Raw genomic sequence first — 25,649 nt, forward strand, 5'->3', positions numbered from 1 at the left:
GAAACGAAAACATCACTCAATCGAGGAAAACTTATTCATCCTCTTTTCGTGAGGATTACGCATTGGGTCAATGCCTTCGCTGCGATCGCCATGTTGATGAGCGGGTTGCGGATTTATAACGCCTCGCCGCTATACGATTTCCGGTTTCCGCCCGACATTACATTGGGAGGCTGGCTCGCCGGCGCTCTCGCCTGGCATTTCGCGGTGATGTGGTTGCTGATCATGAACGGGCTTGCCTATCTGACTTACGGAATCTTCTCCGGGCATTTCGTTCGAAAACTGCTGAACATCGGAGCGATGGCCGCCTACCGGAACATCAGATTGGAGATGAAACATCTGCTGATCCATGGAACTGGCGAATACAATCTCATCCAGCGCATTCTTTACGTCATCGTCATCTTGGACGTCATATTGCTGTTCTTTTCAGGCCTTGCCCTTTGGAAGCCGGTCCAGTTTCAGCGATTGACGCATTTCTTCGGAGGCTATGATCAAGCCCGCTATATCCATTTTTACGGAATGGTGGTCCTCGTCTTGTTTATCTTCGTTCACGTCAGCGCGGCCTTTGCCGTGAAAGGGACCGTTCAATCCATGTTCACCGGTCGGTTGCCAAAGCGTCAGCAAGAAAAGCTCAATCGCTGATGACGATTTTGAGAGGGACTCGCGGCCGTATCCCGGCGGCACAGGTTCAAACGAGAGAACGAGCGCTGACAGCGCCCGCCCTCACGGCAACCGCTATTTTCCTGTGACATTGAGCTTCTCGGTCAGGCTCTTGATCTCCTCCTGAGCGCGCACCTGTTCGGTGATGTCATATTGAACGCCCAGGAAATAAACGACGTTGCCCCGCTCGTCGAAGAGCGGCTTGACGACAAGCCTGTTGTAGAACAGCTCCCCATTCTTTCGGTAGTTGCGCAGAGTGACTTCGATCGGTTCATGCTTTTTGATCGCGGCGCGCAGCTGATCAAGTTCCGGCTGGTCCCGGTCCATGGCCTGCAAAAAGCGACAGTTGCGACCGACAATCTCTTCCTGCGGGTAGCCGCACATGTCTTCGAACGCCTTGTTGGCATAGACGATCGGCGCATCTTCTATGTCGGGGTCTGTCAAGGTCACGCCGTTCACACATGAATCGAGGATCTGCGTCAAGACACGCGGGATGACGCCGCTGTCCTTTTGGACGATGAACATATGTTTTCTCCCTAGTCCTTTTCTTCCCTGACGCGTTCGTCGCACGTCGTTTAGGCGGGCGTTCCTTCGAGAAGAGCCTTGATGTTTTCGATCGTCTGAATCGCGCCATCCTGCAATGCGGTTCGGATCAGCTTTTGGAACGGCCGCATTGCCAGATCGAGTTGCTGAAGCTCGAAAGTGAAGCTAACCCGAGTGGCACCATCTCCCTCGCCGGTCAGTTCATACGCGGATCGAAACGGTTCCGCGACGCCTTTGATCTCGAACTTGCTGTTGGGGGCGAACTCCGAGACTTCAAAGGTCGATTCGCAATCAATCCCTCTTTCTCTTGTCACTTGCCTGCCTCTTGTCCCGAGATGCGTAGGCGGCTTTGTAAGTTCCTCCACCTCGACCACTTGAGGGCACCATTTGCGATAGTTTTCGAAAAACCTCCGGCCGATGTAATCATAAGCCTCTGCAATTGAGCATTTGACCACGTTATCGGCTTGTCCGGCGACTGGCTTCGCTCCTCCGATACCCAGCATGCCACCCCCCTTGATCGACGTCTTCTATCGGCCCATTTATAACCTCTCTAACGGGTTGTAACTGTCAATCCTAGCCATTCTTCGGAGATTTGCGCTGAGGGTGCGACGCTGACACTTACGCTTTGTGAATGGCGAGGATTGCGCGGAGATCCATGAGACAACTGAGGCTCTGGCCGGCATTCGTGCGCAATGCGATGCCTCGATCCTGCCCGGCGCGCTTCTTGGGAGTTCGACAATGAGCACGTCGGGTATCGAAGGCTACCTTTTTGGCGCGGCCGTCATTTTGTTTGCGGTCCTGCTGGTTGTGGAAAAACACTTCCCATACATGAAGGTGTCAAAGGATGAGCTGAAAAAGTCCTTCAAGACAAACACAGGAACATTTTTGATAAACAACATCATAATGAGTGTATTGTCGATCTCGAGCCTAATAATTGTCGCTTCAAATTATTCCCAATACGGCCTTCTCGGAAAAATGGACGACGGACCGCTCAAATGGATCCTGAGTTTCATTCTCTTCGATTTCGCCGTCTTTGTTTGGCACTGGCTTGGACATAAATACGAGTTCCTGTGGCGCTTTCACAAGATCCATCACAGCGACAAGACCTATCACGTCACCACGGGGTTGCGGTTCCACGTCCTCGACCAGCTCCTAGAGGTATTCGTGAAATGCTTCTGCGTCATCCTCTTCGGCGTGCCGGCGAGCATCGTCGTGGCTTGCGAAGTGGTCCGGATGTTTTTCGTGCTGTTCCATCACGGGAACTTCACCTTCCCCGGCGAGAAATGGTTATCTTATGTGATTATCACGCCCTATTTGCATCGCGCGCACCATTCGACGCTGCGCGAGGAGCACGACAGCAACTACGGGATCGTCCTCTCGATCTGGGATCTGATTTTCGGTACGCGGAAAGAGCTGGTTCCCGCCAACATCGGCTTGGAGTTGATCGAAGCGGAAAATCTGGTTCAGCTCTTCAGCCTTGCCTTCCTGACGGAACGTCAGCTGGCTAAATTCCTGCACCTCGTGCCTCGACGCAAGAGTTAGTGTATCGCCGCATGGCGCCGCAGTCAGGTGACCGAAAACGATTGCTGAATGGCGAACGCGCGGTGGGCTCAGGAGGAGACGGGTCACTACCTTCAATCCACAAAACGTAAACGATCCGCGTCAGCTTCGTTCGAATGGAGGTAACCGTGATCGATATCCTACTTTGGGATGGCCTGGCCGTTCTGATCGTCGGAGTCGCCCTCATTGCGGCTCGTAAACCGACGGTTTGCAGAGGATGGTAGTATAGGGGAGGGAAGCTCATTTTATGGGAGTGCCCCACGTGGTGAAGGATCGCCAGGCTATCTGACCTGGCGATTTTTTGTTTAGTGTTATTGGTTGCTGCCCGTCATTGTAAAACTCGCGCAAGATCTGCGTGGCATGGCGAGGGGAAGGGACGCTTTGTGCCACAGCGGTTCCGGTCTCTAAAGGTTTTTCTTCATCTAAGCCGCCGCAAAAAGACGACGAATGCGACGCCAGACGCCTACGCGCAGATGCGAGTAACGCAGGTGCGCCAGGATTATGCTCTCGGTGAGCGCGTCCGGCGAAGGGGCAAATCGCTCTGGCAAGATGTTTTCGATCCCGCGCAGAGGGACAGTGGCATGGCGCTCCTTTCGGTCAGGGTACTCCTTTACAGCCCACCGATTTGCCCAATAGTAGCCAAGGTAAGCAAGCACCGCGCATTCTATGGAACTGAAGCGGTCAAAGTGGGTCCGAATCCGCGCTGCTCGAAAAATGACTTCAGAATTCTTGAGCGCGCATGACTCATCGGGGGTAACCCGAAGCGCGACAGCGTGCGCTGACACGTCGAATAAGCGCTGGATGTCGTCAAGGTCTTCGAGAACGCCCTGTATCTGGCGATTGTGCAAGACGTCACCAAGACGGAGCAAAGTCGAGGTACGAAGCCAAAAAAAACGTTCATACGACTCCATAGGCGAAGAGGCGTCGAGCGCCAGCACGTGTCCGACCGAATTGGCGAAGGCCTTGCCCTGAGCGTCTGCATGTTGTTCGTCGGCGTATTTCGCCATTTGTCGCGCGATAATGAGAGCATGATTGTCGATAACGCCGCCATCGACGCAGTTTGCCGCCAATCTTCCCGCGACGAACACCGGCACCGCAGTGAAAAATGGCGGAAGCGCCGAACTTGCGGCGACAGCAGTCGCGACGGGAATATCCTCGCCAATGATGGTCGTGAAGGCGCTATTCCCCATCACGACTTCGCCCTTGTATTGCCGCCAGAGGCGAGGACTACCCGAAGCGCTGAGTTCGCCCAGCAACTTTTCCGTGAAGACAAGCTCTCGGCCCGAGTTGAGATCAGCCGCACAGATAAATATCTTCATGCCGAGCTTTAGGTCGGCGAGAACAGCATCGAAAAATAAGAGTCGATTCAGAAAATGCCACCTGACGTAACTGGGATCGAGTTGAAGCAGGACGGCATTGAGCCAGTGGTGGATACGATCCTCGACGGCGCCATAAATTCCTTTGATCGTTTGAAAGTCGGGAGCGAAGCGGCGCGTCTCGGAAAGATGCGCTGGTCTATTTGGCGTTTTGGTTCCCCAATGCATCCAAGCGGCTGTGACCAAAATCGAACCCGCACAAGCCGCATAGCAAATCCAGAAGAGGACCGTAAGGGCCGGACTGCTGCCGATCCACAGAGACAGCGCGAGATTGGCAAGGCCCACTGTCGCAGAAAGGAGCAGGAAAGCCCAGGCCGCCAATGACCACATCGTTGGGCCAAGTAGCCCGCGCGTCACGGCGCTCAGAAACGTGTTTTCGAAATTCTCCCATTTCTCCGCGTCGCCGTTGGTCAGCGGCCCTTGCAACCCAATCAAGGCCGCAATCAACGCCCCGCCAGACGTCGCCGAGATGACGGTCACATCTTCGAGGAGATTAAGTTCATAGAGACGCTTGAGCGCGCCGTAATGGAAGAGCGCCGCCCGGAGCCCCCCGCCGGACATGGCCAGCCAAATTCCGCGTGGGCGGCGTGATTGAGTCTTTTCCATCCCTTCTTGTCCTCAGTCTGCCCCTCGAAGCTCAAAAATGGCTTCTCTACGCATTCTTTTCAGGCAGTCGCCCGCCGGTCACAGCTGCTGATAAAGCCCCGCCTGCAGGCTCAGGAGAGCGACGCACTGCTCCTGCACATTAGACCGCCTATGGCGGATGATATATGATTGCCGCAAATGGCCAGCGCGACCTTGTTTGAACAGCGCAGCAGCCTGGCTTCGCGGCCATCGGCGGTCGCCATCATCGAGTCCAGGTAATGACCTATCTCATCTACGGTGGATCAGGCGCTATTGGATCGGCGCTCGCGCGCCGCCTTCGCCACAGGGGCCATTCTGTCCATCTCGTGGGCCGAAGCGAAGCCAAACTCGCCGCACTCGCCACCGAAATTGACGCAAGTTTTTCCATTGCCGATGTGACCAATGCAGCGGGATTGGCGGAAGCGACCGAGGCCGCCGGTCCCGAGCTCTCGGGCCTCGCCTATTGTGTCGGCTCCATCAACCTGAAGCCGCTGGCCAAGCTCACCGAGGCGGATTTCATCGCCGATTTCAGGGTAAATGCTCTCGGAGCGGCGCTTTCTCTAAAGAATGCCTTGCCGGCATTAAAGGCTCGTGAGGTTGCGCCGGCTTCCGTCCTCCTATTCTCGACGATCGCCGTCACGCAAGGCTTCACAGGCCATGCGTCAATCGCAATGGCTAAAGGCGCGGTTGAGGGACTGACGCTATCGCTTGCTGCTGAACTTGCTCCGAAAGTGCGGGTCAACTGCATTGCTCCATCGCTGATCCGAACGCCGCTTGCGAAGGCTTTGTTGGCGTCTGATCAGATGGCAGGGGCGATCGCGCAAATGCATGCGCTGCAGCGTCTCGGCGAACCCGATGATGTTGCGGCGCTCGGAGCGTTTCTCCTTTCTGATGAGGCCTCTTGGATCACCGGTCAGATTATGGGGGTCGATGGGGGCCGGTCGACGCTACGCACGAGGGGGTGAGTAATTGTCAAACGGAGCGCCAAGGCCGCGGCGACAATGGCGGGATTTACAAGATCATTGGCGGAATGGCGACGCTGCGCGCCAAAGATGGAGGCCTAATTAAGCGCCCAGTGGTCGGAGTCAGGACCAATGAAATTGATCTGGGACGCAGCTACGCTTGCCGCTATGGCGGGGGCGATCTTAATGGGGCTTGTCCTCACACCCTTAGTCACAATCAGCGATGGATTAGACACCTGGCGACTAAGAGGTGGATCCTGGACTTCGCGAGGGCCGTCGGAATGACAGAGGGGCATCATCGGTTCTAAGTTCAAATCTCTGTTTTAGGAAGCTCGTAATTAGGTGAGAAATCTGCCGGCAATTGCGTCGCCCGATTTTCCTGCGAGCACCGAGCTTCATGTGGCTTCTTTAAAGAACATTCAGGATTTCGCTGATCCGAAAGAATCGTCGATTAGGTCCCGTCTCATCTGACCATTTCAAGAAAGTCTTTTGCCGCGCCGAAGAGAGCGCTCCCGAGAAATCCTTCTCGTTGATGGCTGCAAAATAAATATTATAGCGCATTTACTCAGATCAAAGACACCGGAGCGAAAACATGCTCGTGCCATTTTATGTAGCCGGCCACGATAGATTGCGGATCGCAATTGTCGGCGGAGGGTATGCGGGGTTGGCCGCGCTCGAAGCCCTATGCGAGCATCGGCCCGACGCAGAGATTGCGTTGATCGACCCGCGCTCGCACCATCTTAAGATATCGCATCTCCATGAGACCTTTCGACGACCGCTGACCGATTTTCAAGTATCGTTCCAGGCTTTGGAGAAGCGTTTCAATATGCGCCACATTCAGGAAGCGTTAGAATTCGACGAGAGCACGGTCAGGCAATGGAATCGGGATCGCAGATTGGACGTAGGCAATCAAACGGTCGCCTTCGATTTCCTTCTAATGGCTACCGGCGCTCAATCGAAGCTTGTCGAAAAAGGACCACAAATTCTAGACCTCAGCGATTTTATTGCGTCAGGAGGCCCAGAGCTCTTAGAAAAGCATATAGCCAACGCTGGTTCAAACGAACCTTGGCTGACTGTCGTTGGCTGCGGAGCGACTGGCGTGCAGTTCCTTTTCGAGATTGCTCATCATCTGCGAGCTCGGAAAATTTCATGCACGCTTCGGCTGGTCGATGGAGGAGCCGAGCCGCTTGAGCAGTTCCATTCGAAAATGGGACGTTACGTCAAATCGCGGCTGGACGATTTGAGCATCGAATATCGACCGAATTGTCGTTTTCTCGCTCAGGAACCCGGTCTCCTTGTCGTCGAAGATCGAGAAACAGACGAAGTGATGGAGTTGCCCTCGGACTTGTCACTTCTCTTCATTGGCAAAGACCCTGTCTTGCGGTTTGAGACCAACTGGTTTGGTCAAATCGTGACCCATGGCGAGACGCTCGACCGCGTATTCACCGCCGGCGATTGTTCTCGTTACCGAGGGGTCGGCTCAAACGCTATGTCCGCTCAAAGCGCTGTGCGCAAAGGCAGGCTTGTTGCTAGAAATATTCTGAGAGCGGCCGGTCCTCTGAAGATAATGGAGCCCTATCTTCATCGGGAACTCGGCTATGTCATTAGCATGGGGCCTTCAGACGCCATCGGATGGCTGGGCTTCGAAAGCAATGTCGTTGCGGGGCTACCGGCCGGCCTCGCGAAAGAGGTGATTGAAGCGCAATACGATCTCTTGTTAGCGGGCATAGATACCTACGTCCTTTAGTAAGCGTCTTGCAATTGGCCGGGACTTGGTTGTGCTCCACCGGAGCAATGAAGGCGCGTGAAGGGAAAACGGGTCGGACGCATACGAGCGCAATCCGAACGATTTTGGGAGCGAACAGTGTTTCTTGGTCCGAGCAAACCGGTGGTTGGGAAGGCAAGTGGGATTATACGTAAACCTGTTGACGAAGTATTTCGCTTTATTGGGGAAGATTTCTTTAACAATTACCCGAGGTGGTCGCCGGAGGTGAGAGAGCTTAAGCGATTATCGGATGGTCCGGTTGGGGTCGGGACCATGGGAAGGCAGGTCAGAGTTGACTGCGGTCGACGTTCCGAGTCCGACTTCAAAGTACTTGAGTTTCAGTGCAATCGGCGCGCCATTTTTGCTGGCGTCGGCCGTGCTGGAGACGCATCAGGCTCCGGCGCTTTCAAGTGCACGTATGATGTAAGCGACGCTCGGTTATCCACTCCGTGCACGCGCGTCGTCTTCACTTTCGAAATTCCTGAACTTGAATTGTTCATGCGTCCCTTCGAAAAATTGATTCGGGTCGCCATCGAGGAAGGCGCGGAGTCGACGGTCAGAAATATCAAACGGTTGATCGAAAACGGGTAGTCGATGGCAATCGTTTTTGGATCGAGCACCACCTTCCCGCAAAAGGCGTTGAGGTTATCGTCGCTGAAATGGAAGTAGGCTTCAAAGCGATTTGCGAGCGCTTTACCAGTCGCGTGACTTGCAATTCAGAAAAAAACGAAATTTTGGTCGAATATGTCAATGGCCCTTTCAAGAAAATGGAGAGCCGCTGGTCGTTTCTCGACGAGCCTTCTGACAACGGGGGCCCGGCACGCTCCATCGTGGAGTTCCCGATCAGCTATGAATTAAAGAGCGTGGCTCTTGGTCTCGTAATGGGAGCGATGTTCGACGCGGCCTTCCAAAAATACGCTGATGCTTTCGCGAAACGCGCTGAAGATGTCTACGGGCAGCGATAGCGCTCTCATTTCGATCGGCCGCCTGTTGCAGCCCACAAGAAAAGGAATCAGCCCTTTTGCTCAGTCGACAGACTAATCTCTCAGGCGATAAACCCCTCGGAAGCAGTGCTGCACGATGCAAAAAGATTTTCACACGATCGTGATCGGAGGCGGCTGCCTTGGCGTGGCCACGGCCGTCTCCCTCGCTCGCAGACAGGGTGCCGCTGGAAGGGGCAAAGTCTGCCTAGTCGAAAAAGCCGTTCTTGGCGCTGGCCTAAGCTCACGCCATAGCGCCATCGTTCGGTCGGCGAATTCCTCCGTGGCTGCCGCGCGCCTTGCTGCGAGATCGACCAATATGTGGAAGGATCTCTCACAGGTCTGGGGAGTGTCGGTAGCGTGGGATCAAGTCGGCGCGATCTGGATCGGCTCGGGCGCTTCTTCAACCGGCGGGGTCAATCCTTGGCGGGATCTCGAGAGCTCGATGCAAGGAGCCGGGATCGACTTCGATGCGATCGATCAAGCGGAAGCGAATCGACTGACCAGCGGCAAGCTGCGGCTCGATCCTGAGGAGCTTTATTTCTTCGAGCCTGAGGTTCTGCAATTAGAAGCATCCGACGTTCTGCGCACCATGCAAGCGGCAGTCGCGGTAAATGAAGTGACGTTGTATGAGCACACACGCGTTGAAGATTTCATCTTGGACGGTTGCGGCGCGCTATGCGGCGTCCGGACCAATCATGGCGAGGTTCGCTGTGATTTTGTCGTGAATGCGGCTGGAGGTTGGAGCGCCGATTTGTTCGCCCCACTAGGGCTGCACATTCCCGTGGCGCTCGAACCCGTTTACGCGGCGAATTGGCTAATCAGTTCCTCAGACCTACCCGAAAGCCTCCCTATCATCGCCGATTACGTCAATCTCGCTTATTTCCGGCGCTGGCGAGGTTCTATCCTGCACATGCATCAGCCGCGTGAAAGAGGATCGCATAAAATCGCGGCTAGTTTTGGTCGTAGCCTGATGAACCCAGCCGGCGCCGACATCATCTACGACGCTGGCAACTATGCCGTGACGCAGCAACAGTTAGCACGATATAGCGAGAAGGTGCGGGATCGGTTCCCCGGCATGGGCACGCCAATTTACGGCGGTGGATATGTCTCCTACTTCGATATTACCCCCGACTTAAAATTCATTCTCGGCCCGGACGACCAAATTTCGAATCTGTTCCATTGTCTGGGGGCGGGCCAAGCGCTTAAATACGCGCCAATCTTTGGGGAGCTCATTGCGGAGTTGGTTTCGGAAGGCCGCACCCGAGATGTAGACCTCGGTGAATTTTCGGTCGCCCGTTTTGCAAATAAACCACTGCGCGAATTCTGGCGCGGCGGAAGCCCGCGCCAGAATGAAAAACGCCTCTAGCAGGTTGTTGAAAAAGTCGCTGGCGCTTGGAAACTCGAAACTCGCTGTGATTCACTCTGCTTGCGGCAGCGGGGATGGATCATGCGAGGCGGGGACAAGCGAACAGGTTCGCTATTCAGCTATGTCGATCTTGCTGGGGGCAGCTGTTTGGAGGCGACAGGGCTAAGCGTGAGCCAAAAGAGTAGGATTATTGGTCACCATTTGGTCACCAATCCTTATCTTCCAGACGAGCGAAATCGCTAACTATTTGATTTTATTGGTGGGCGCACAAGGGCTCGAACCTTGGACCCGCTGATTAAGAGTCAGCTGGACGCCTCCAAAAACCTCTGGCCAAATCGGCGTTGAGTTGATTCACTTGGTCATGTCGCAAGGGGATCGCGGCCATGGCGAAGGGAACGCCCGGATTTTTCGACGTCGACGAACGGCTGGCGGAGCTGTCGGCCAAAGGCGACGATCTTGAGCGCGTGAAGGCGCTGGTCGATTTTGAGATGTTCCGGGCGGCGCTGGAGGCGGCAGTGCCGCGCGCCGATCGCTCCAAGGGTGGGCGTCCGCCGTTCGATCATGTGTTCATGTTCAAGGTGCTGATCCTGCAAGCCATGCATTCGTTGTCGGACGAGCGCTGCGAATATCTGATCAAGGACCGTCTGTCGTTCATGCGCTTTCTCGGATTGGGTTTAGCCGACGCCGTTCCCGACGCCAATACGATCTGGACATTCCGCGAGGCGCTGAAGAAGGCGAATGCGGCCGACGTCTTGTTCGAGCAGTTTGACGCAGCGCTGCGCGAGGCCGGCTTTCTCGCGATGTCGGGCCAGATCGTCGACGCCACGATTGTCGCCGCGCCCAAGCAGCGCAATACGAACGGCGAGAAGCAGGCGATCAAGGACGGCCGCATTCCAGAGGGCTGGAAGGACAAGCCGGCGAAGCTCGCGCAGAAAGATCGCGATGCGCGCTGGACGGTCAAATACACGAAAGCCAAAGTGCGGGAGGACGGCTCGGTTCCGCCGGTCGATCTCGCCATCCCCGCCTTCGGATACAAGAACCATGTGTCGATCGACCGGGCGCATGGGCTGATCCGCAAATGGACGGCGACACACGCCGCCGCGCATGACGGCGCAAGGCTCGAGGATGTTCTCGACCGCGCCAACACAGCGAGCGAGGTCTATGCAGATACGGCGTATCGCTCGGCGAAGAATGAAGCGATGCTGTTGCGGCGCGGCTTCGTCTCGCGCATTCATCGCAAGAAGCCCAAGGGCAAGGCGATGCCGGAGCGCACGCGCTTCGCCAATGCGCAGAAGTCGAAAGTGCGTAGCGCCGTCGAGCATGTGTTCGCGCATCAGAAGGGGCTGATGGGCCTGTTCGTTCGAACCATCGGCCTGGCGCGGGCGCGGCTCAAGATCGGGCTCGCCAATCTCGCCTACAACATGCGCCGCTTCGTATGGCTGCACGAGCGAGGGGCGCCCGCGTCAGGAATATGAGCGACGGGAATGGCCGCCGCTCAACGACGCACGGGACGCAGCAAGGCCAAATGTCACCCTGCGCGAAGACGTCGATCCGCGTCATGCCGCGCTATCGACCCAAGAAAACAGGGTTATTGGAGGCGTCCAGCTGCTCTATCCGCTCCAGGTTAGCCCCCACTCGCCAGAAATCACTGGACTTCCCTGCGGAACGGAGCGTTCCTGACGACCGACGGCGGCGATTGCGCCGACCTTCTCCTCACCCTGCTGGCCCATGAGGCCACTGCGGGGTCGCGCTGGTGACAGCGCATGCTGTCTTCCACGTGAGGAGAAGATCATGTCGAAGCTTACCGACTCCCAGTTGATTGTTTTGTCGGCCGCCGCAGCGCGGGATGATGGGTTGGCGATCGCGCCGGCAAAGATGAACAAAGCGGCCGCGGCGAAAGTCCGCGCGAGCCTCGTGGCGCGCAAGCTCATGCGTGAGATGAAGGCCAAGCCGGGCATGCCGGTTTGGCGGATGGAGGGCGATCGACCGATCAGCCTCGTCATCACAGTAGCCGGACGGAAAGCCATCGGCGCCGATGAAGAAGAGCAGGCGCCGGCCAGGCCGCTGAAGGTCAGTAATGCGTCTGAATCATCTCAATCGAGGGGTCGGTCAAAAGCGCGCAGCAAAGACCATGCGTCGACAGCCAGCGCGGATATGCAAGCTCCCCGCGCCGGATCGAAGCAGGCGCTGCTGATCGAGATGATGGGTGTGAAGACCGGCGCGACGCTCGATGCGCTGATCGAAGCGACGGGATGGTTGCCCCATACGACGCGGGCGGCGCTCACGGGGCTGCGCAAGCGGGGATACACGATCGAACGCACGCGCGACGGCGAAGTGGCCGTCTATCGGATCGTCGGGAAGGCGTCAGCCTCGGCGGCGGCGTGATCCATGGCCCGGTCTGCGAAGAACGCACAGCCGGCGATCGCGCCAGCTGACGATATCGAGGCGGAGATCGCGCGGGTCGGCGCGATGAACGTCACTGAGCTGCGAATGCGCTGGCGGGAAGTCTTCGGCTGCGATCCGTCTCCCACCTTCTCAAAGGACTTGCTCGCTCGTGCCATCGCCTATCACATCCAGGAACGGGCTTATGGCGGGCTTGCGCGGCAGACGTCCCGCCTGTTGCGGTCCACGGCGGCCTCGCCCGGCGCGGAGCCGCCCCGACAGGTGAAGGTCGGCTCCGTCATTGTTCGAGAACACAAGGGCGTGCTGCACGAGGTGATGGTCGTCCCCGGCGGCTTTTGCTGGCGAGGCGAAACCTATGACAGCCTGTCCACGATCGCGAAGAAGATCACCGGGGTCAGCTGGAGCGGACCCCGCTTTTTCGGCTTGCGGACGAAAGCCGGAACCGGGGACGCTGCATCGACGCCAGAAAAAGCCGGCGAGGAAAAAGGCGATGCGCGCGCCCGCCCGGCGACGCCTTCCTCCCGATCGGGCCGCCGCTCCAGCGTCCGGACGGGAGGCGCGCCGTGAAGCATACGGCTCCCAAGGGTCAGCGCTGCGGCATCTACACAAGAAAATCGACCGAGCATAATCTCGATCTCGCCTTCAACTCCCTCGACGCCCAGAGGGAGGCCTGCGAGGCCTATGTCAAAAGCCAGGCCCATGAGGGCTGGACGCTGCTTCGCGACCGTTTCGACGATGGCGGATTGTCCGGAGCCTCCCTCGACCGCCCTGCCCTCCAGAGCTTGATGGATCTCGTGCGGGCGCGGCAGATCGACGTCGTCGTCGTCTACAAGGTTGATCGCCTCACCCGGTCTCTCGCCGACTTCGCCAAGCTCGTCGAACTCTTCGACGAATGTAGCGTCTCCTTCGTCTCGGTCACCCAGTCCTTCAACACCACGTCGAGCATGGGTCGATTGACCCTAAACGTCCTGTTGTCCTTCGCCCAGTTCGAGCGGGAGGTGATCGGCGAGCGGGTGAGGGACAAGATCGCTGCGTCCAAGCGAAAGGGCATCTGGGTCGGTGGCCCCGTGCCGCTTGGCTATCGCAGCGTCGACAAGAAGCTGGAGATCGTTCCCGAAGATGCAGCCGTCGTGAGAAGGATTTTCACCGCCTATCTGCGCGTCGGCTCGATCGTGGAACTGGCCGCTCTCCTGCAGAGGGAGGGCGTTCGGCCCAAGGCGAAGCGGGCCGCGCCCCCGGACGCGCCCGTCCCCCGCTTCGGCGTCGGCGCGCTGTTCTATCTGTTGAAGAACAGGATCTATGTCGGAGACATCGTTTATCGCGGCGAAGCCTATCGAGGCGAACACGAAGGGATTCTGGACCGGGAGATCTTCGAGGCTGTTCAACAACGACTACAAGAACAAGCCGCCGCGCGCTCCAATTCGCGGCGGTCGTCGCCCTCGCTCCTCTGTGGCAAAATCTTCGACGATCGCGGCAACCCGATGACGCCGATGCATGCCAACAAGAAGGGTGTGCGCTACCGTTATTATGTCTCCCAGGCATTGCTGCAGGGGCGCAAGCAGGAAGCGGGCGCCGCGCCGCGCGTCTCGGCGCCCGATGTCGAGCGACTTGTCGTGAATGCCCTGCGCGAGAACCATTCGGACAATCAATCCATCCAATGCTCAGACCGCGAACTTTTGGAACATAGCCTTGCGCGCGCCATCATCGGCCGAGGGGAAATCAAGATCGCGTTCTCTCCCATTGCAAGCGCCGGCAATGACTCAGCTGGCGCTGGCGAACCGCCTGCGGCATCCGCCATCGTGATCCCCTTCACGCCCGGCGGCGCCGTCCGAAAAGGCGCGATTCATATCCCAGGCTCCGCCCCTGGCATGGATGAGGTCTCACGGACCGCCCTGCTCCGCGCCGTCGCCAGAGCGCGCGGCTGGATCGACGCGATGGCAAAAGATCCGACACTCGACTTTTCAACGATCGCCACGCGCGAAGGACTGGGAGCCAGATATGTTCGGCGGCTGGCGTCTTTCGCCTATCTTTCGCCGAAGATCGTCGACGCGATCGCCGATAGCCGCGCGCCCACAAATCTCACCGCGACCAGGCTTCTTTCCGATCTTCCGCTCAGCTGGGCGGAACAGGAGCGGCTCTTCCTCTCAGCCTGACCTTACCCAGAATCGATAAGGGCCGCCCGGCGCAGGACGTCAGCGTCGCGCAATCTTCAGCTGCGCGCCGACGTTCGTCCCCACCCCCTTGAGCCTCGCCGCGTCGAACCGGTCTCAGCCATGAGCGAACCTCGTCTCCGCGTCGGTCGAGACGGAAATTCGAAAATTCAAAAATCCGGGTTGGAGACCACGGGCCGAAAAAGGGGCGGAACCGCCCCGCCTCGCCGGTCTCCAATTTTCGCCCGCGCAAACCCCCACGGAATGCGGGCCATTGTGGGTATGTCGGAGAAGTCTCTATATTTGGGAAGTAATTGGCTGGGGGACCTGGATTCGAACCAAGATTAACGGAGTCAGAGTCCGCTGTTCTACCGTTGAACTATCCCCCAACGGCGCCGCGCAGAGCGCGCGCGAACGGCTGGTGACTTAGAGAGCGCCGCCGACAGTGTCAACCTTCCGGCCGCCAACGCCCGCCGCTGGCGCTCTAAATGCCCTCAGGAAACGCCCTTGCGGGCGGCGCGCCGATCCTGCATGAAAGAAATTTACGCCAGCCTTCTGGCGTTACGATGATCGCCGCTCCGCTCCCGTCGATGCGGCGCAAGGCGGGATGGAGCGCTTCGCGGAAGGGATCGAGTGAGGGAAACCGGTCTACCGTCTACGGCGTCGGCGTCGGCGCAGGCCGCGCCCGAGCTTCACATCAACTCCGGCGTCGCTTCTGGCGCGCTCGACGCGCGCCACACCTATGCTGCGCTCGACCTCGGCACCAACAACTGTCGGCTGCTGATCGCCCGGCCCGAGCACAGGCCGCGCCGGCGCAACAATGATTTTTTGCGCATTATCGACGCCTTCTCGCGCATCGTGCGGCTGGGGGAAGGCCTCGGCAAGGCTGGCCGGATCAGCGAGGAAGCGATCGAGCGCACCATCGCAGCGCTCGAAATCTGCCGCGAAAAAATGGATGCGCGCGGCGTCACCCGCGCCCGGCTTGTCGCGACCCAGGCGTGCCGCAGCGCCGCGAACGGCGATGAATTTGTCGAGCGCGTTCGCGAACGCACCGGACTGCAGCTCGAGATCATTGACCGCGAAACCGAGGCGCGCTTCGCCGCCCGCGGCTGCGGATCGCTCGCTGATCCCGCCGCCGAGAGCGTGCTGCTTTTCGACATCGGCGGCGGATCCACCGAGCTCGTATGGCTGACGCGCGAACGGCGCAGCGAAAATGGCGCTTACGCCTTTCGCGCCTGGACGTCGCTCGAACTCGGCGTCGTGACGCTCGCGGAGCATTTCGGCGGCCGCTGCGTCTCGGCCGAGACCTTCGCGGCCATGGCTCAACAGGTGCGCGAAACTCTTACCCCCTTCGCGCGGCGCATGGCCTCGGAGCGCCGCTGTCCGCGCTTCCATCTTCTGGGCACGTCGGGAACGGTCACCACCCTGGCCGGCGTTCATCTTGGGCTCGAGCGTTACGACCGCTGGCGCGTCGACGGCCTGTGGATGAGCGACGATGACGCAACCCGGGCGATCCTGCGGCTGCGGGACATGGATTTCGATGAGCGCGTCGCCAACGGCTGCATCGGACCGCAACGCGCCGATCTCGTCCTTGCCGGCTGCGCGATTTTCGAGGCGATTCGCGCGCTTTTTCCGGCGCAGCGGACGCGCATAGCCGACCGCGGGTTGCGGGAAGGCATGCTGCTGGAGCTGATGGAGGCAGATGGCGCGCTGACGCGGCGCGTCTAGAGCGCTGCCCCTTGGCATCGAATCATGTGCTCGACAGGGAACAAAATGTCTGAGCAGATTCTTTCTCTGGCGGCTCGACGGCGGGCGCGCGAGGCGTCAGAAATGTCCCCGGACAAAATTCGAACGCTTGGGGAGCGGATGACAGACGCAGTCGATGGAGCGCGCCAACATTGGCCTTGCCGCGAGGCGCGGCGATGAGCGGACGCGGATTGTATCGGCCCTGCGTCGGCGTCTTGTTGCTCAATGCGCAAGGTCTCGCCTTTATCGGGCGGCGGCGCGCCAAAGGCGCCCACGACCAGACCCGCCCGCCCTATCTCTGGCAGATGCCGCAAGGGGGCATCGACGAGGGCGAGACGCCCTATGAGGCGGCGCTACGCGAGCTTCACGAAGAGACCAATGTGTCGAGCGTCGCCCTTCTCGGCGAGGCTCCTGACTGGCTTTGCTACGATCTCCCTAGAAACTCCAACAACCGCTGGAGCGGCAAATATGTCGGCCAAATCCAGCGCTGGTTCGCCCTGCGCTTCACCGGCGACGAAAGCGAGATCGATATTCATGCACCGGGCCACGGCGCGCACAAACCTGAATTTGACGCCTGGCGCTGGGAGACGCTTTCGGCGCTGCCAGAGCTGATCGTGCCGTTCAAGCGGATCGTCTATGAGCAGGTGGTGAAGGAATTCGCGCCCCTCGTCGCGGCGCGGGCCTAAAGCTAGGCCGACCGCAGCAGCCGGGCGGCGAAGAATCCGTCGATGCCGGCAAGGCGCGCATCTTCGTTCGGCCAATAATGCGGCAAGGTGCGCAGATCGCCGTCTCGGTTGATAAACTCCTGCGGGACGCCCTCGCCAGGATCAATCGGCATTCGACGAAAATCGGGATTGCGGCGCAAAAACGCGGCGATCTGCTGTTCGCCTTCCTCAGGCTCCAGCGAGCAGGAACAATAGACGATGCGCCCGCCCGCCCGCGTCAGGAGCGCCGCACGATTGAGCAGCTTAGTCTGCAAGCTCGCGAGCGTTTCGATGTCGCCCGGCTTCTTGGTCCAGGACACGTCGGGATGACGCCGGATCGTTCCCGTCGCCGAACAGGGCGCATCGATCAAAATCGCGTCGAAAGGCTGCGCCTGATAGGCGGCGGCGTCGCCGACCGCAACCTCCGCGTGCAATTGTAGCCGCGCGAGATTGGCGGCGAGCAGCTTCAGGCGCTCCGCCGAACGGTCCAGAGCGACCACCTGCGCGCGGGCAAGCGCCATCTGCGCCGTCTTGCCGCCAGGCGCGGCGCACATGTCGAGCACGCGCTCATCCGGCCGCGGCGCCAGCAGGCGCGCCGGCAGAGCGGCGGCGGCGTCCTGCACCCACCATTCGCCGTCCTCATAGCCCGGAAGTTCGCTGATCGGCGCGTGGCTGCGCAGCCGCACCGAGCCCGTCGGCAGCACGACGCCGTCGAGCCGCTCGGCCCAGCCTTCGGGATCGTCTTTGACTGACACGTCGAGGGGCGGCTCGAGCATGTGCATGGCCGCGATGGCGCGCCCCGTGTCTTCGCCATAATGCTTGCGCCAGCGCTGCGCCAGCCACGGCGGCGCATCATGCTCGCCGCTCGCGGCGATCTCCAGGAATTCCTCGCGACGTCGCGCGAGATTGCGCAGCACGCCGTTGACCAGCCCGCTAAAGCCGGCGGTTTTCGGTTCAAGGCGCGCCGCGCGCACCGCGAGATCGACGGCGGCGTGATCGGCCGCGTCGAGAAACAGGATTTGCGCGGCCGCGGCGATCAGCGAGAACTCAAGCCGCGCGGCCTGACGCGGCAGCCCTTTTTCCAGGAGTTCGGCAAGCACGTAGCGGATGAGGCCAAGCCGGCGCACCGCGACCGTGACGATCGAGCGCGTGAGCGACACGTCGCGGGCGTCGAGCCCGGATAGGCGCGAAGGAACGGCGTTCGGGGCGAAACACTCATCGAGACGATGGCCGCCCTGCACGATGTCGCCGATGATGTTGGCGGCGGCGAGGCGCGCCGGCAACCCGGGAATCTTCGCGGCTTCGGCCTCCCGCACCGCTTCGGCGGGCACGAAACCTTGCCGGGTCCCTTGACGCGCCGATTTGGTCCGGGCGGAAATTGATCTACTGTCGCTGTTCGCCAAACGGCTTCTCCCTCCGCGACCGAACCGAATCATAGCACAATAGCGCGGCGGCGGGCGATGAATGCACACAGGATCGGACCGTGTCCAAGGCAGAAGACACAGCGAATTCGACAGAGCGGCGCGCGCAGCCGCCGCCCGCCGCGCAGCGCGCATTGGCCGAAGCGCAGGCGCGTCGCCGTGAGGCCGAGCAAGCTCCCGCCCCGCCGCAAGAACTTGGCGGCCGCGACGGACCCGACCCGTCGCGCTACGGCGATTGGGAAGTCAAAGGAATTGCTAGCGATTTTTGATCCGATGCGCGCGAGCGCGTTTCTGGAGAGCGTCCCGATATGAAAAAACGAACAGCGTTAGGCGGTCTGTTGCTGTGTCTGACGTTCTCCGCCGCCCGACTGGAGCCGGCGCAAGCGCAGAGCCTCGATCTCGCGTCGAGCAAGGTCGTCGACCTCAGCCACGCCTTCAACGCCGAAACCGTCTACTGGCCGACGTCGCCGTCGGGTTTCGAGCTTAAAGTGCTGCACAAGGGGCCGACCAAGGCCGGGTTCTTCTATTTCGCCAACGAATTTTGTTCGCCCGAGCACGGCGGCACGCATCTCGACGCGCCGATGCATTTCGCCGAGGGCCACTGGACGAACTCCGAGATCCCGGTCGAGCGCTTCGTCGGTCCGGCGATCGTCATCGACGTCGCCACCAAGGCCGCGGCGAACCCGGACTATCTGCTGACGATCGAAGACATCGCCGCCTGGGAGGCGGCGCATGGCCGCATTCCCGACAAAGCGATCGTGCTGCTGCGCACCGGATGGAGCGCACGCTGGCCTGACAAGAAGGCCTATCTCGGCGACGACACGCCGGGCGGCGCAACCCACCTCCATTTTCCGTCTTTTGGCCCGGAGGCGGCGGCCTGGCTCGCGAAAGAGCGCCGCCCCAACCTCATCGGCGTCGACACGGCGAGCGTCGACAACGGACCATCACAGGATTTTTTGGTGCACCGGATCATTGGCGCCGCCAATATCGGCGGGCTCGAGAACCTCACCAGCCTTGATCAGCTGCCGCCGACCGGCGCGGTCGTCATCGCCCTGCCGATGAAGATCGAAAAAGGCTCAGGCGGCCCCGCCCGCATCATCGCGCTCGTCCCGCGGTAAACGCGGTTACCCGACGCCCTTGGCGCGCAGGAAGGCCAGCGCCCTTTCCCAGGCGTCGCTGGCGGCGTCCGGCCGATAGCTGTCACGATAATCGGCGAAGAACGCATGCGGCGCATCGGCATAGACGATGATCTCGGCAGGCGCCTGCGCCGTCTTCAGACGCGCGCGCATGGTCTCGATGAGTTCGGCGGGAATGCTCGGGTCAGCGCCGCCGTACAACCCCATCGTCGGCGTTTTCAGCTCCCCCGCGATGTCGATTGGCCAGCGCGGCTGCGCCGGCGTACGCGGCCCATCAAGCCGCCCGTACCAGGGAATGCAGGCGAGGAGTTGCGGATTGTGCGCGGCATAGAGCCAGGCGATGCGCCCACCCCAGCAAAATCCGGTGATCGCCGCGCGTTTGGCGTCTCCGCCTCTCGTCGCGGCGCAAGCGAGCGCCTGATCGAATATCGCCATCGTCTCGGCGTCGGGAACCTTGGCGACGATGGCGCGAATGGCCTCTATGTCTGGCGCTTCTTGCGGATCCCCGTAGCGAATGAGGAAGTCGGGCGCGATGGCGACAAAGCCAAGCTTCGCGAAACGCCTTACGACGTCGCGGATATGTTCGTGCAGGCCAAAGATTTCCTGCGCCACGAGAATGATCGGGAAATTGGCTCCCGCCAGTGGCCGAGCGAAGTAGGCCGGCGCGCCGCCCGGCAGCTTCGTCATGCCGGCCTCGAGACCTTCGACGTCCGTGGCGATGGCGCTTGGCGCGGGCGCGCCCGCCGCTTGGGCGAACCGGGCTTGGTTGTTCGAAGGGAAGGTCACGAGGCCTCCTACAAAGCTGACGTCGAGGATTAGCTATGAAACGGACGGGCCGTGTCCAGCCGGCCGACCATGACGAAGTTCCGATCGCCGCGAACCCCTTTAGGGCGCGTAAAGTCTGGCGCGCCAATATTGCGCCGCAACCTCGACTTCTCTTTGCGCGCAAAACCTCGTATATCGCCGCACCGTCATCGGCGGACCCACGCCGAAGGAGAGAGGAAGCCTTGGTCGCCCTCGTTCTCGCCCCGGGCGTGCGCCCTCTTCCGAGACTGTCGATAAAAGGCGCGGCGGCTCCTATCAAAGGAAACCTCCCATGATGCAGCGATCCGACGCCGGTCCCGCCTCCGGCGGCGATGGGACGCAAGCTCATGCGCTACTCGGAGACGAGCGCGCCAAGGGCGGGCTCGCCGGCCTCATCATCGGATCGATCGGCGTCGTCTATGGCGACATCGGCACCAGCCCGTTATACGCCCTGCGCGAGTCGCTCGCCCATCAGGTGGAGCATGACGCGCTGACGGAGGAATCCGTCATCGGCGCCATCTCGCTGCTTATTTTTGCGCTGATTTTCACGGTGACGATCAAATACGTCATCTTCGTCATGCGCGCCGACAACCGCGGCGAAGGCGGCATCCTTTCGCTGATGGCCTTGGCCCAGACCGCCATGGGACGTCGCACGAAAGTCGCTTTCATGCTCGGCGTCGGCGGCGCGGCGCTCTTCGCCGGCGAGGCGATTATCACGCCGGCGATCTCGGTGATGTCGGCGATCGAAGGCCTGGAGCTTGTCACTCACCGCTTCAGCGAATTCGTTCTCCCGATCACCATCTTCATTCTCGTCACGCTATTCTGGGTGCAAAGTCACGGAACGGCGCGTGTGGCGGCTTTTTTCGGGCCGATCATGATCGTCTTTTTCCTGACCATTGGCGTGTTGGGCGCGATGCATGTTCCCGAAGCGCCGCAGGTGCTGCGCAGTTTCGATCCGCGGCAAGGCATCGCCTTTCTCGTGACCCACGGCTGGCTCGGCTTCGCCGTCCTCGGCTCGGTTTTCCTCGCGGTCACCGGCGTCGAGGCGCTTTACGCCGACATGGGGCATTTCGGTCGCGGGCCGATCCGTATAGCCTGGCTCGGATTCGTGTTGCCGGCGCTGCTGCTCAACTATCTTGGTCAGGGCGCGCTCGTGTTGTCGCGCCCCGAAGCCGTCGGCAACCCATTCTTCCTGCTCGCGCCGGACTGGGGGCTTTTGCCGCTTGTCGTCCTTTCGACGTTGGCCACGACAATCGCCGCGCAAGCGGTGATCACCGGCGCGTTCTCGCTGGCGCGGCAAGCGATTCAGCTTGGCCTCATTCCCCGGTTGGAGGTGACGCATACCTCGGCGTCGCAGGAGGGCCAGATCTATATCGGCCGCATCAACCGGCTGCTGCTCATCGGCGTGCTGCTGCTCGTCATCGCTTTCAAGAGCTCGTCGGCGCTTGCCTCCGCCTATGGCATCGCAGTCACCGGCACCATGGTGCTTTCGACGTCGCTGCTGTTCATCGTCGCCTGGCGCAAATGGGGCTGGCCGCTGTTCGCGGCGATCCTCTTCGCCGCTTCTTTCCTGGTCGTCGAATTCGCTTTTCTCACCGCCAATCTGATGAAGGTCAAAGATGGCGGCTGGGTGCCGCTCGCGCTCGGCGGCTGCGTCATGATCATCATGTGGACCTGGACGCGCGGCACGCGTCTTCTCGCCGAGAAAACCCATCGCGACTCCATTCCAATGATGGAGCTCATCGCGATGCTGCAGAAGTCGAAGCCGACGCGCGTGCCCGGCACGGCGGTCTTTCTGACGAGCGATCCGGCTGTCGCGCCGACCGCGCTGATGCACAATCTCAAGCACAACAAGGTTCTGCACGAGCGCGTGCTGGTGATCTGCGTGAAAACGGAGGACCGGCCCCGTGTTGCGCCGGGCAAGCGCTTTGAAATTGATAAGCTCAGCGACGATTTCTACCGCGCCACGCTCCACTACGGCTTTATGGAGAGTCCTCGCGTTCCGGCCGCGCTCGCCGCCATGCGCAAGGCCGGGTTCAAATACGACATCATGACCACGAGCTTCTTCCTGGGGCGGCGTTCGATCAAGGAAAGCCCCTCCTCCGAAATGCCCGTCTGGCAGGACAAGCTCTATGTCGCGCTCACCCGCCAAGCCGCCAATGCGACGGACTTCTTCTCAATCCCGTCCGACCGCGTCGTCGAATTGGGCGCGCAAGTGACGATTTAGCGCGCGCGAAAACAGTGGACGGGACGGGACCCAGGCACTAAGCAACGGCGGCCCGCGTGGCTCGCCTGAGAGCCGAAAAGGTCCGGCGGCGCCCGGTCGAGAGGGCCTTTTGAAGAATTCGCCGGCTTACGAAGGACGTCTGTCGCTTATGCCCACCCGCATCGATGATCGCTTCGCCGCCCTCAAGAAGGAAGGGCGCGCCGCCCTCGTGACCTTTGTGATGGCGGGCGACCCGGATCTCGCGACGTCGCTCGACATATTGCGCGGCCTGCCCGGCGCCGGGGCGGACGTCATCGAGGTCGGCATGCCTTTCACCGATCCGATGGCGGATGGACCGGCGATCCAGGCGGCGGGCCTGCGCGCGCTCAAGGCGGGGACCACGCTCAAGAAGACCTTAAAGCTCGTCGCCGACTTTCGCGCCGGAGACGACGCCACCCCCATCGTGCTGATGGGCTACTACAATCCAATTTATGTTTACGGCGTCGACGCCTTCCTGCGCGACGCCCGGAACGCCGGCGTCGATGGCCTGATCGTCGTGGACCTGCCGCCGGAGGAAGACTCGGAACTCTGCACCCCCGCGCGCGAGGCCGGGCTGAACTTCATCCGCCTCGCAACGCCGACAACCGACGACAAGCGGCTTCCCAAGGTGCTCGAAAATACAAGCGGCTTCGTCTATTATGTGTCGCTTACCGGCATCACCGGCGCGGCGCTTGCCGACTACGCTGGCGTCAGTCAGGCTGTTGCGCGCATCAAGCGGCACACGGCGCTGCCGATCGCCGTCGGCTTTGGCGTCAAAAATGCGGAGAACGCCGCCGAGCTCGCCCGTAACGCCGATGGCGTCGTTGTCGGCACGGCGCTGGTCCAAGCGCTCAAGGCTTCGCTCGACGCGGAGGGCCGCGCCGGACCTTCGAGCGTTGACGCTGTGACGGCGCTCGTCGCGTCCATCGCCGAAGGCGTGCGCGACGCCCGCCCTAAAGGCGGCGTGATGAGTTGGCTGACGAGGCTCGTGTCATGAATTGGTATTCGAACGTCGTCCCGCCGAAGATCAAGGCGCTGATCAAGCGCGAAGCGCCGGAAAATCTCTGGGTGAAATGTCCCGAGAGCGGCCAGCTCGTCTTCCACAAGGACATCGAGGCCAATCTCTATGTCGTGCCCGGCTCGGGCTACCACATGCGCTGTCCCGTCGAGACGCGGCTCGCAAGCCTTTTCGACGACGCCGAATGCGAGCTGATTCCGACGCCAGAAGCGCCTTTGGATCCCCTCAAGTTTCGAGACATCAAGCGTTACGTCGACAAGCTGAAAGAATATCGGGTCAAAACCGGCATGGCGGACGCCGTGACGGTCGCCTTCGGCAATCTCGAAGGCTCGCCGGTCACCGTCGCCGTTCAGGATTTCGAATTCCTGGGCGGCTCGCTCGGCATGGCCGCTGGCGAGGCGATCATCGCCGGCTGCGAATACGCCCTCGCCAAACGTACGCCTTTCGTGATCTTCACGGCGTCCGGCGGCGCGCGCATGCAGGAGGGCATGTTCTCGCTCATGCAGATGCCGCGCACGACCATCGCCGTGCAGCGCCTGCGCGAGGCGCGCCTGCCTTATATCGTCGTGCTCACCAATCCGACGACCGGCGGCGTCACGGCGTCCTACGCCATGCTCGGCGACGTACAGATCGCCGAGCCCGGCGCGATCATCGGCTTCGCCGGCGCCCGCGTCATCGAGCAGACGATCCGCGAGAAGCTTCCCGAAGGCTTCCAGCGCGCCGAATATCTGCGCGATCACGGCATGGTCGATATGGTGGTGCCACGTCAGGAGCTGCGCGAGACGCTGGCGCGCCTGTGCGGTCTCCTGACCAAGTCGCCGCCGCGACGCGCCGCCGCCTGACATCGCGAGGCGCAGCCGCAATGGATCAGCACGACGCGATCCTGTCGCGACTCCTCACGCTCCATCCCAAGAGGATTGACCTGTCGCTCGGCCGCACGGAGCGGCTGCTCGCCGCGCTCGGCCGACCGGAGCTCAGACTGCCGCCCGTCATTCACGTCGCCGGCACCAACGGCAAAGGCTCGACGATCGCCTTTCTGCGCGCGATGCTCGAAGCCGCCGGCAAGCGCGTGCATGTCTACACGTCCCCTCACCTGCTGCGCTTCAATGAGCGGATTCGTCTTGGCGCCGACGGCGGCGGAACGCTTGTCGACGACGAGCGTCTGAAGGCGGCGCTCGAACGCTGCGAACAGGCGAACGCGGGGCAGCCGATCACCTTCTTCGAGATCACGACGGCGGCGGCCTTTTTGCTCTTCGCCGAAGCGCCGGCCGACTGGCTGCTGCTCGAGACGGGCCTCGGCGGGCGCTATGACGCGACCAATGTCATCTCGCAGCCCAAATGCGCCGTCATCACCTCGATCTCCCTCGACCATCTCGAGTTCCTTGGCGATACGGTCGAAAAAATCGCCTATGAGAAGGCCGGAATATTGAAGAAGGGCGCGCCGGCCGTGATCGGCTTCCAGTCGGAGGCCGTGGAAAGGGCGCTGGAGCGAGAAGCGCGACGCGTCGGCGCGCCGCTGATCGTCGCCGGCAGGGACTTCCACATCTCCAACGAGAACGGGCGCCTCGTTTATGAGGACGAGCGCGGCTTGCTCGATCTGCCGCTGCCGCGGCTCGCCGGACGCCACCAGCATGAAAACGCCGCCGGCGCGATCGCCGCCCTGCGCGCCGTCGCCCCGGAGATTCCGCCCGCGGCGATCGAGGCGGGGCTGACGCGCGCCGAATGGCCGGCGCGGCTGCAGCGGCTCACGCGCGGAAAGATCGTCGATCTCGCGCCGCCCGGCGCCGAGGTGTGGCTCGACGGCGGCCATAATGAGGATGGCGGCCGCGTTCTGGCCGAGGCGATGGCCGAGTTCCACGACAAGGCGCCGCGGCCGCTGGCCCTGATCTGCGGCGCGCAGACGACCAAGGACATTCGCGCGCTGCTCAAGCATTTCGTCGGACTGGCGCGCGAGGTTGTCGCGGTGCCGGTCGAGGGCGAGCATAAGAGCTGGCCGCCCGAGGATGTCGCGAACCTCGCCAGGGCTGAGGGAATGCCCGGCGCCGCAGCGTCCGGCGTCGAGGAAGCGCTCGCGCTCCTTTCGACGCGCAGCTTCGACGCGCCGCCGCGCGTGCTGATCGCCGGTTCGCTCTATCTTGCCGCCTCGGTGCTGGCGGCCAATGGCTCGCTGGTGGAATAGAACCGTG

24 protein-coding genes and 1 tRNA gene are annotated in these 25,649 nt (G+C 61.0%); 19 read left to right on the plus strand and 6 right to left on the minus strand.

The genetic code is table 11. From position 1 onward, the window contains the following. The first annotated feature begins 48 nt into the window (after window positions 1–48). On the plus strand, window positions 49–639 hold the full coding sequence (locus tag A3OO_RS0120180; protein WP_342446773.1) for a cytochrome b/b6 domain-containing protein: 591 nt from the start codon (window positions 49–51) through the stop codon (window positions 637–639). A 93-nt stretch (window positions 640–732) separates the two neighbouring features. Here A3OO_RS0120180 and A3OO_RS0120185 read toward each other — a convergent pair whose 3' ends face one another. Both A3OO_RS0120185 and A3OO_RS0120190 read right to left on the minus strand, forming a co-directional pair. Then, a complete protein-coding gene (locus A3OO_RS0120185) occupies window positions 733–1,182 on the minus strand; it encodes a PAS sensor domain-containing protein (protein ID WP_018409659.1) in 450 nt (149 codons plus the stop codon). A 50-nt stretch (window positions 1,183–1,232) separates the two neighbouring features. Continuing rightward, a complete protein-coding gene (locus tag A3OO_RS0120190; protein ID WP_018409660.1) occupies window positions 1,233–1,703 on the minus strand; it encodes an SRPBCC family protein in 471 nt (156 codons plus the stop codon). Window positions 1,704–1,827: 124 nt separating this feature from the next. Here A3OO_RS0120190 and A3OO_RS0120195 point away from each other — a divergent pair, with 124 nt between their 5' ends. Further along, window positions 1,828–2,742 (plus strand): sterol desaturase family protein, encoded by a 915-nt coding sequence (locus A3OO_RS0120195; protein WP_018409661.1) that lies wholly within the window; start codon window positions 1,828–1,830, stop codon window positions 2,740–2,742. A gap of 440 nt (window positions 2,743–3,182) precedes the next feature. Here the strand turns inward: A3OO_RS0120195 and A3OO_RS0120200 are convergent, their stop codons facing one another. Further along, window positions 3,183–4,742 (minus strand): patatin-like phospholipase family protein, encoded by a 1,560-nt coding sequence (locus A3OO_RS0120200; protein ID WP_018409662.1) that lies wholly within the window; start codon window positions 4,740–4,742, stop codon window positions 3,183–3,185. A 257-nt stretch (window positions 4,743–4,999) separates the two neighbouring features. Here A3OO_RS0120200 and A3OO_RS0120205 point away from each other — a divergent pair, with 257 nt between their 5' ends. The 9 genes from A3OO_RS0120205 (at window position 5,000) to A3OO_RS0120255 (ending at window position 14,392) form a co-directional block, all read left to right on the plus strand. Further along, window positions 5,000–5,725, plus strand: a complete 726-nt coding sequence (locus tag A3OO_RS0120205; RefSeq protein ID WP_018409663.1) for an SDR family NAD(P)-dependent oxidoreductase — start codon at window positions 5,000–5,002, stop codon at window positions 5,723–5,725. 589 nt (window positions 5,726–6,314) lie between these two features. Next, the gene (locus A3OO_RS0120215; RefSeq protein ID WP_018409665.1) at window positions 6,315–7,469 is read left to right on the plus strand and encodes an NAD(P)/FAD-dependent oxidoreductase; all 1,155 of its coding nucleotides are present in this window, start codon (window positions 6,315–6,317) and stop codon (window positions 7,467–7,469) included. Window positions 7,470–7,586: 117 nt separating this feature from the next. Next, the gene (locus A3OO_RS22415) at window positions 7,587–8,078 is read left to right on the plus strand and encodes an SRPBCC family protein (protein WP_040574102.1); all 492 of its coding nucleotides are present in this window, start codon (window positions 7,587–7,589) and stop codon (window positions 8,076–8,078) included. A 68-nt stretch (window positions 8,079–8,146) separates the two neighbouring features. Further along, the gene (locus A3OO_RS22420; RefSeq protein WP_018409667.1) at window positions 8,147–8,452 is read left to right on the plus strand and encodes an SRPBCC family protein; all 306 of its coding nucleotides are present in this window, start codon (window positions 8,147–8,149) and stop codon (window positions 8,450–8,452) included. A gap of 115 nt (window positions 8,453–8,567) precedes the next feature. Beyond that, a complete protein-coding gene (locus tag A3OO_RS0120230; RefSeq protein ID WP_018409668.1) occupies window positions 8,568–9,836 on the plus strand; it encodes an NAD(P)/FAD-dependent oxidoreductase in 1,269 nt (422 codons plus the stop codon). Between the two features lie 383 nt (window positions 9,837–10,219). Further along, on the plus strand, window positions 10,220–11,311 hold the full coding sequence (locus A3OO_RS0120240; RefSeq protein WP_018407228.1) for an IS5/IS1182 family transposase: 1,092 nt from the start codon (window positions 10,220–10,222) through the stop codon (window positions 11,309–11,311). Between the two features lie 316 nt (window positions 11,312–11,627). Next, window positions 11,628–12,221: a DUF3489 domain-containing protein gene (locus tag A3OO_RS0120245; RefSeq protein ID WP_018409669.1), complete on the plus strand. Its 594-nt coding sequence runs from the start codon at window positions 11,628–11,630 to the stop codon at window positions 12,219–12,221. A 3-nt stretch (window positions 12,222–12,224) separates the two neighbouring features. Continuing rightward, window positions 12,225–12,806 carry a DUF2924 domain-containing protein gene (locus A3OO_RS22425; protein WP_018409670.1) on the plus strand — a complete coding sequence of 194 codons (582 nt, stop codon included), beginning with the start codon at window positions 12,225–12,227 and terminating at the stop codon, window positions 12,804–12,806. Continuing rightward, window positions 12,803–14,392, plus strand: a complete 1,590-nt coding sequence (locus A3OO_RS0120255; protein WP_018409671.1) for a recombinase family protein — start codon at window positions 12,803–12,805, stop codon at window positions 14,390–14,392. Before A3OO_RS22425 ends, A3OO_RS0120255 begins: the two co-directional genes overlap by 4 nt. A 312-nt stretch (window positions 14,393–14,704) precedes the next feature. Here the strand turns inward: A3OO_RS0120255 and A3OO_RS0120260 are convergent. Then, window positions 14,705–14,778 (minus strand) — tRNA-Gln (locus A3OO_RS0120260). A 244-nt stretch (window positions 14,779–15,022) separates the two neighbouring features. Between A3OO_RS0120260 and A3OO_RS0120265 the strand changes: the two genes are divergently transcribed. Further along, the gene (locus A3OO_RS0120265) at window positions 15,023–16,117 is read left to right on the plus strand and encodes a Ppx/GppA phosphatase family protein (RefSeq protein WP_018409672.1); all 1,095 of its coding nucleotides are present in this window, start codon (window positions 15,023–15,025) and stop codon (window positions 16,115–16,117) included. 194 nt (window positions 16,118–16,311) lie between these two features. After that, complete coding sequence (locus A3OO_RS0120270; RefSeq protein ID WP_026223195.1) at window positions 16,312–16,821, plus strand: RNA pyrophosphohydrolase; 510 nt, start codon at window positions 16,312–16,314, stop codon at window positions 16,819–16,821. A gap of 2 nt (window positions 16,822–16,823) precedes the next feature. Here A3OO_RS0120270 and A3OO_RS0120275 read toward each other — a convergent pair whose 3' ends face one another. Next, complete coding sequence (locus tag A3OO_RS0120275; protein WP_018409674.1) at window positions 16,824–18,170, minus strand: RsmB/NOP family class I SAM-dependent RNA methyltransferase; 1,347 nt, start codon at window positions 18,168–18,170, stop codon at window positions 16,824–16,826. Window positions 18,171–18,322: 152 nt separating this feature from the next. Here A3OO_RS0120275 and A3OO_RS0120280 point away from each other — a divergent pair, with 152 nt between their 5' ends. Both A3OO_RS0120280 and A3OO_RS0120285 read left to right on the plus strand, forming a co-directional pair. Next, entirely contained in the window at window positions 18,323–18,529 is a 207-nt protein-coding gene (locus tag A3OO_RS0120280) for a DUF1674 domain-containing protein (protein WP_018409675.1), read from the plus strand. A gap of 39 nt (window positions 18,530–18,568) precedes the next feature. Then, window positions 18,569–19,378: a cyclase family protein gene (locus A3OO_RS0120285; protein ID WP_018409676.1), complete on the plus strand. Its 810-nt coding sequence runs from the start codon at window positions 18,569–18,571 to the stop codon at window positions 19,376–19,378. A 6-nt stretch (window positions 19,379–19,384) separates the two neighbouring features. Here the strand turns inward: A3OO_RS0120285 and A3OO_RS0120290 are convergent, their stop codons facing one another. Beyond that, the gene (locus A3OO_RS0120290) at window positions 19,385–20,182 is read right to left on the minus strand and encodes a dienelactone hydrolase family protein (RefSeq protein WP_018409677.1); all 798 of its coding nucleotides are present in this window, start codon (window positions 20,180–20,182) and stop codon (window positions 19,385–19,387) included. Between the two features lie 310 nt (window positions 20,183–20,492). Here A3OO_RS0120290 and A3OO_RS0120295 point away from each other — a divergent pair, with 310 nt between their 5' ends. The 4 genes from A3OO_RS0120295 to A3OO_RS0120310 all read left to right on the plus strand — a co-directional run bounded on the left by A3OO_RS0120295 (window position 20,493) and on the right by A3OO_RS0120310 (window position 25,642). Beyond that, window positions 20,493–22,427, plus strand: a complete 1,935-nt coding sequence (locus A3OO_RS0120295) for a potassium transporter Kup (protein WP_018409678.1) — start codon at window positions 20,493–20,495, stop codon at window positions 22,425–22,427. Window positions 22,428–22,575: 148 nt separating this feature from the next. Continuing rightward, window positions 22,576–23,442 carry a tryptophan synthase subunit alpha gene (gene trpA / locus A3OO_RS22430; RefSeq protein ID WP_040574164.1) on the plus strand — a complete coding sequence of 289 codons (867 nt, stop codon included), beginning with the start codon at window positions 22,576–22,578 and terminating at the stop codon, window positions 23,440–23,442. Beyond that, window positions 23,439–24,305: an acetyl-CoA carboxylase, carboxyltransferase subunit beta gene (gene accD / locus A3OO_RS0120305; RefSeq protein ID WP_018409680.1), complete on the plus strand. Its 867-nt coding sequence runs from the start codon at window positions 23,439–23,441 to the stop codon at window positions 24,303–24,305. The genes trpA and accD overlap by 4 nt, the downstream gene beginning before the upstream one ends. 20 nt (window positions 24,306–24,325) lie before the next feature. After that, window positions 24,326–25,642 carry a bifunctional folylpolyglutamate synthase/dihydrofolate synthase gene (locus tag A3OO_RS0120310; protein WP_018409681.1) on the plus strand — a complete coding sequence of 439 codons (1,317 nt, stop codon included), beginning with the start codon at window positions 24,326–24,328 and terminating at the stop codon, window positions 25,640–25,642. Window positions 25,643–25,649 lie beyond the last annotated feature (7 nt).

Origin of the sequence: Methylocystis rosea SV97, assembly GCF_000372845.1 — a bacterium.
GTDB classification, from domain to species: Bacteria; Pseudomonadota; Alphaproteobacteria; order Rhizobiales; family Beijerinckiaceae; genus Methylocystis; species Methylocystis rosea.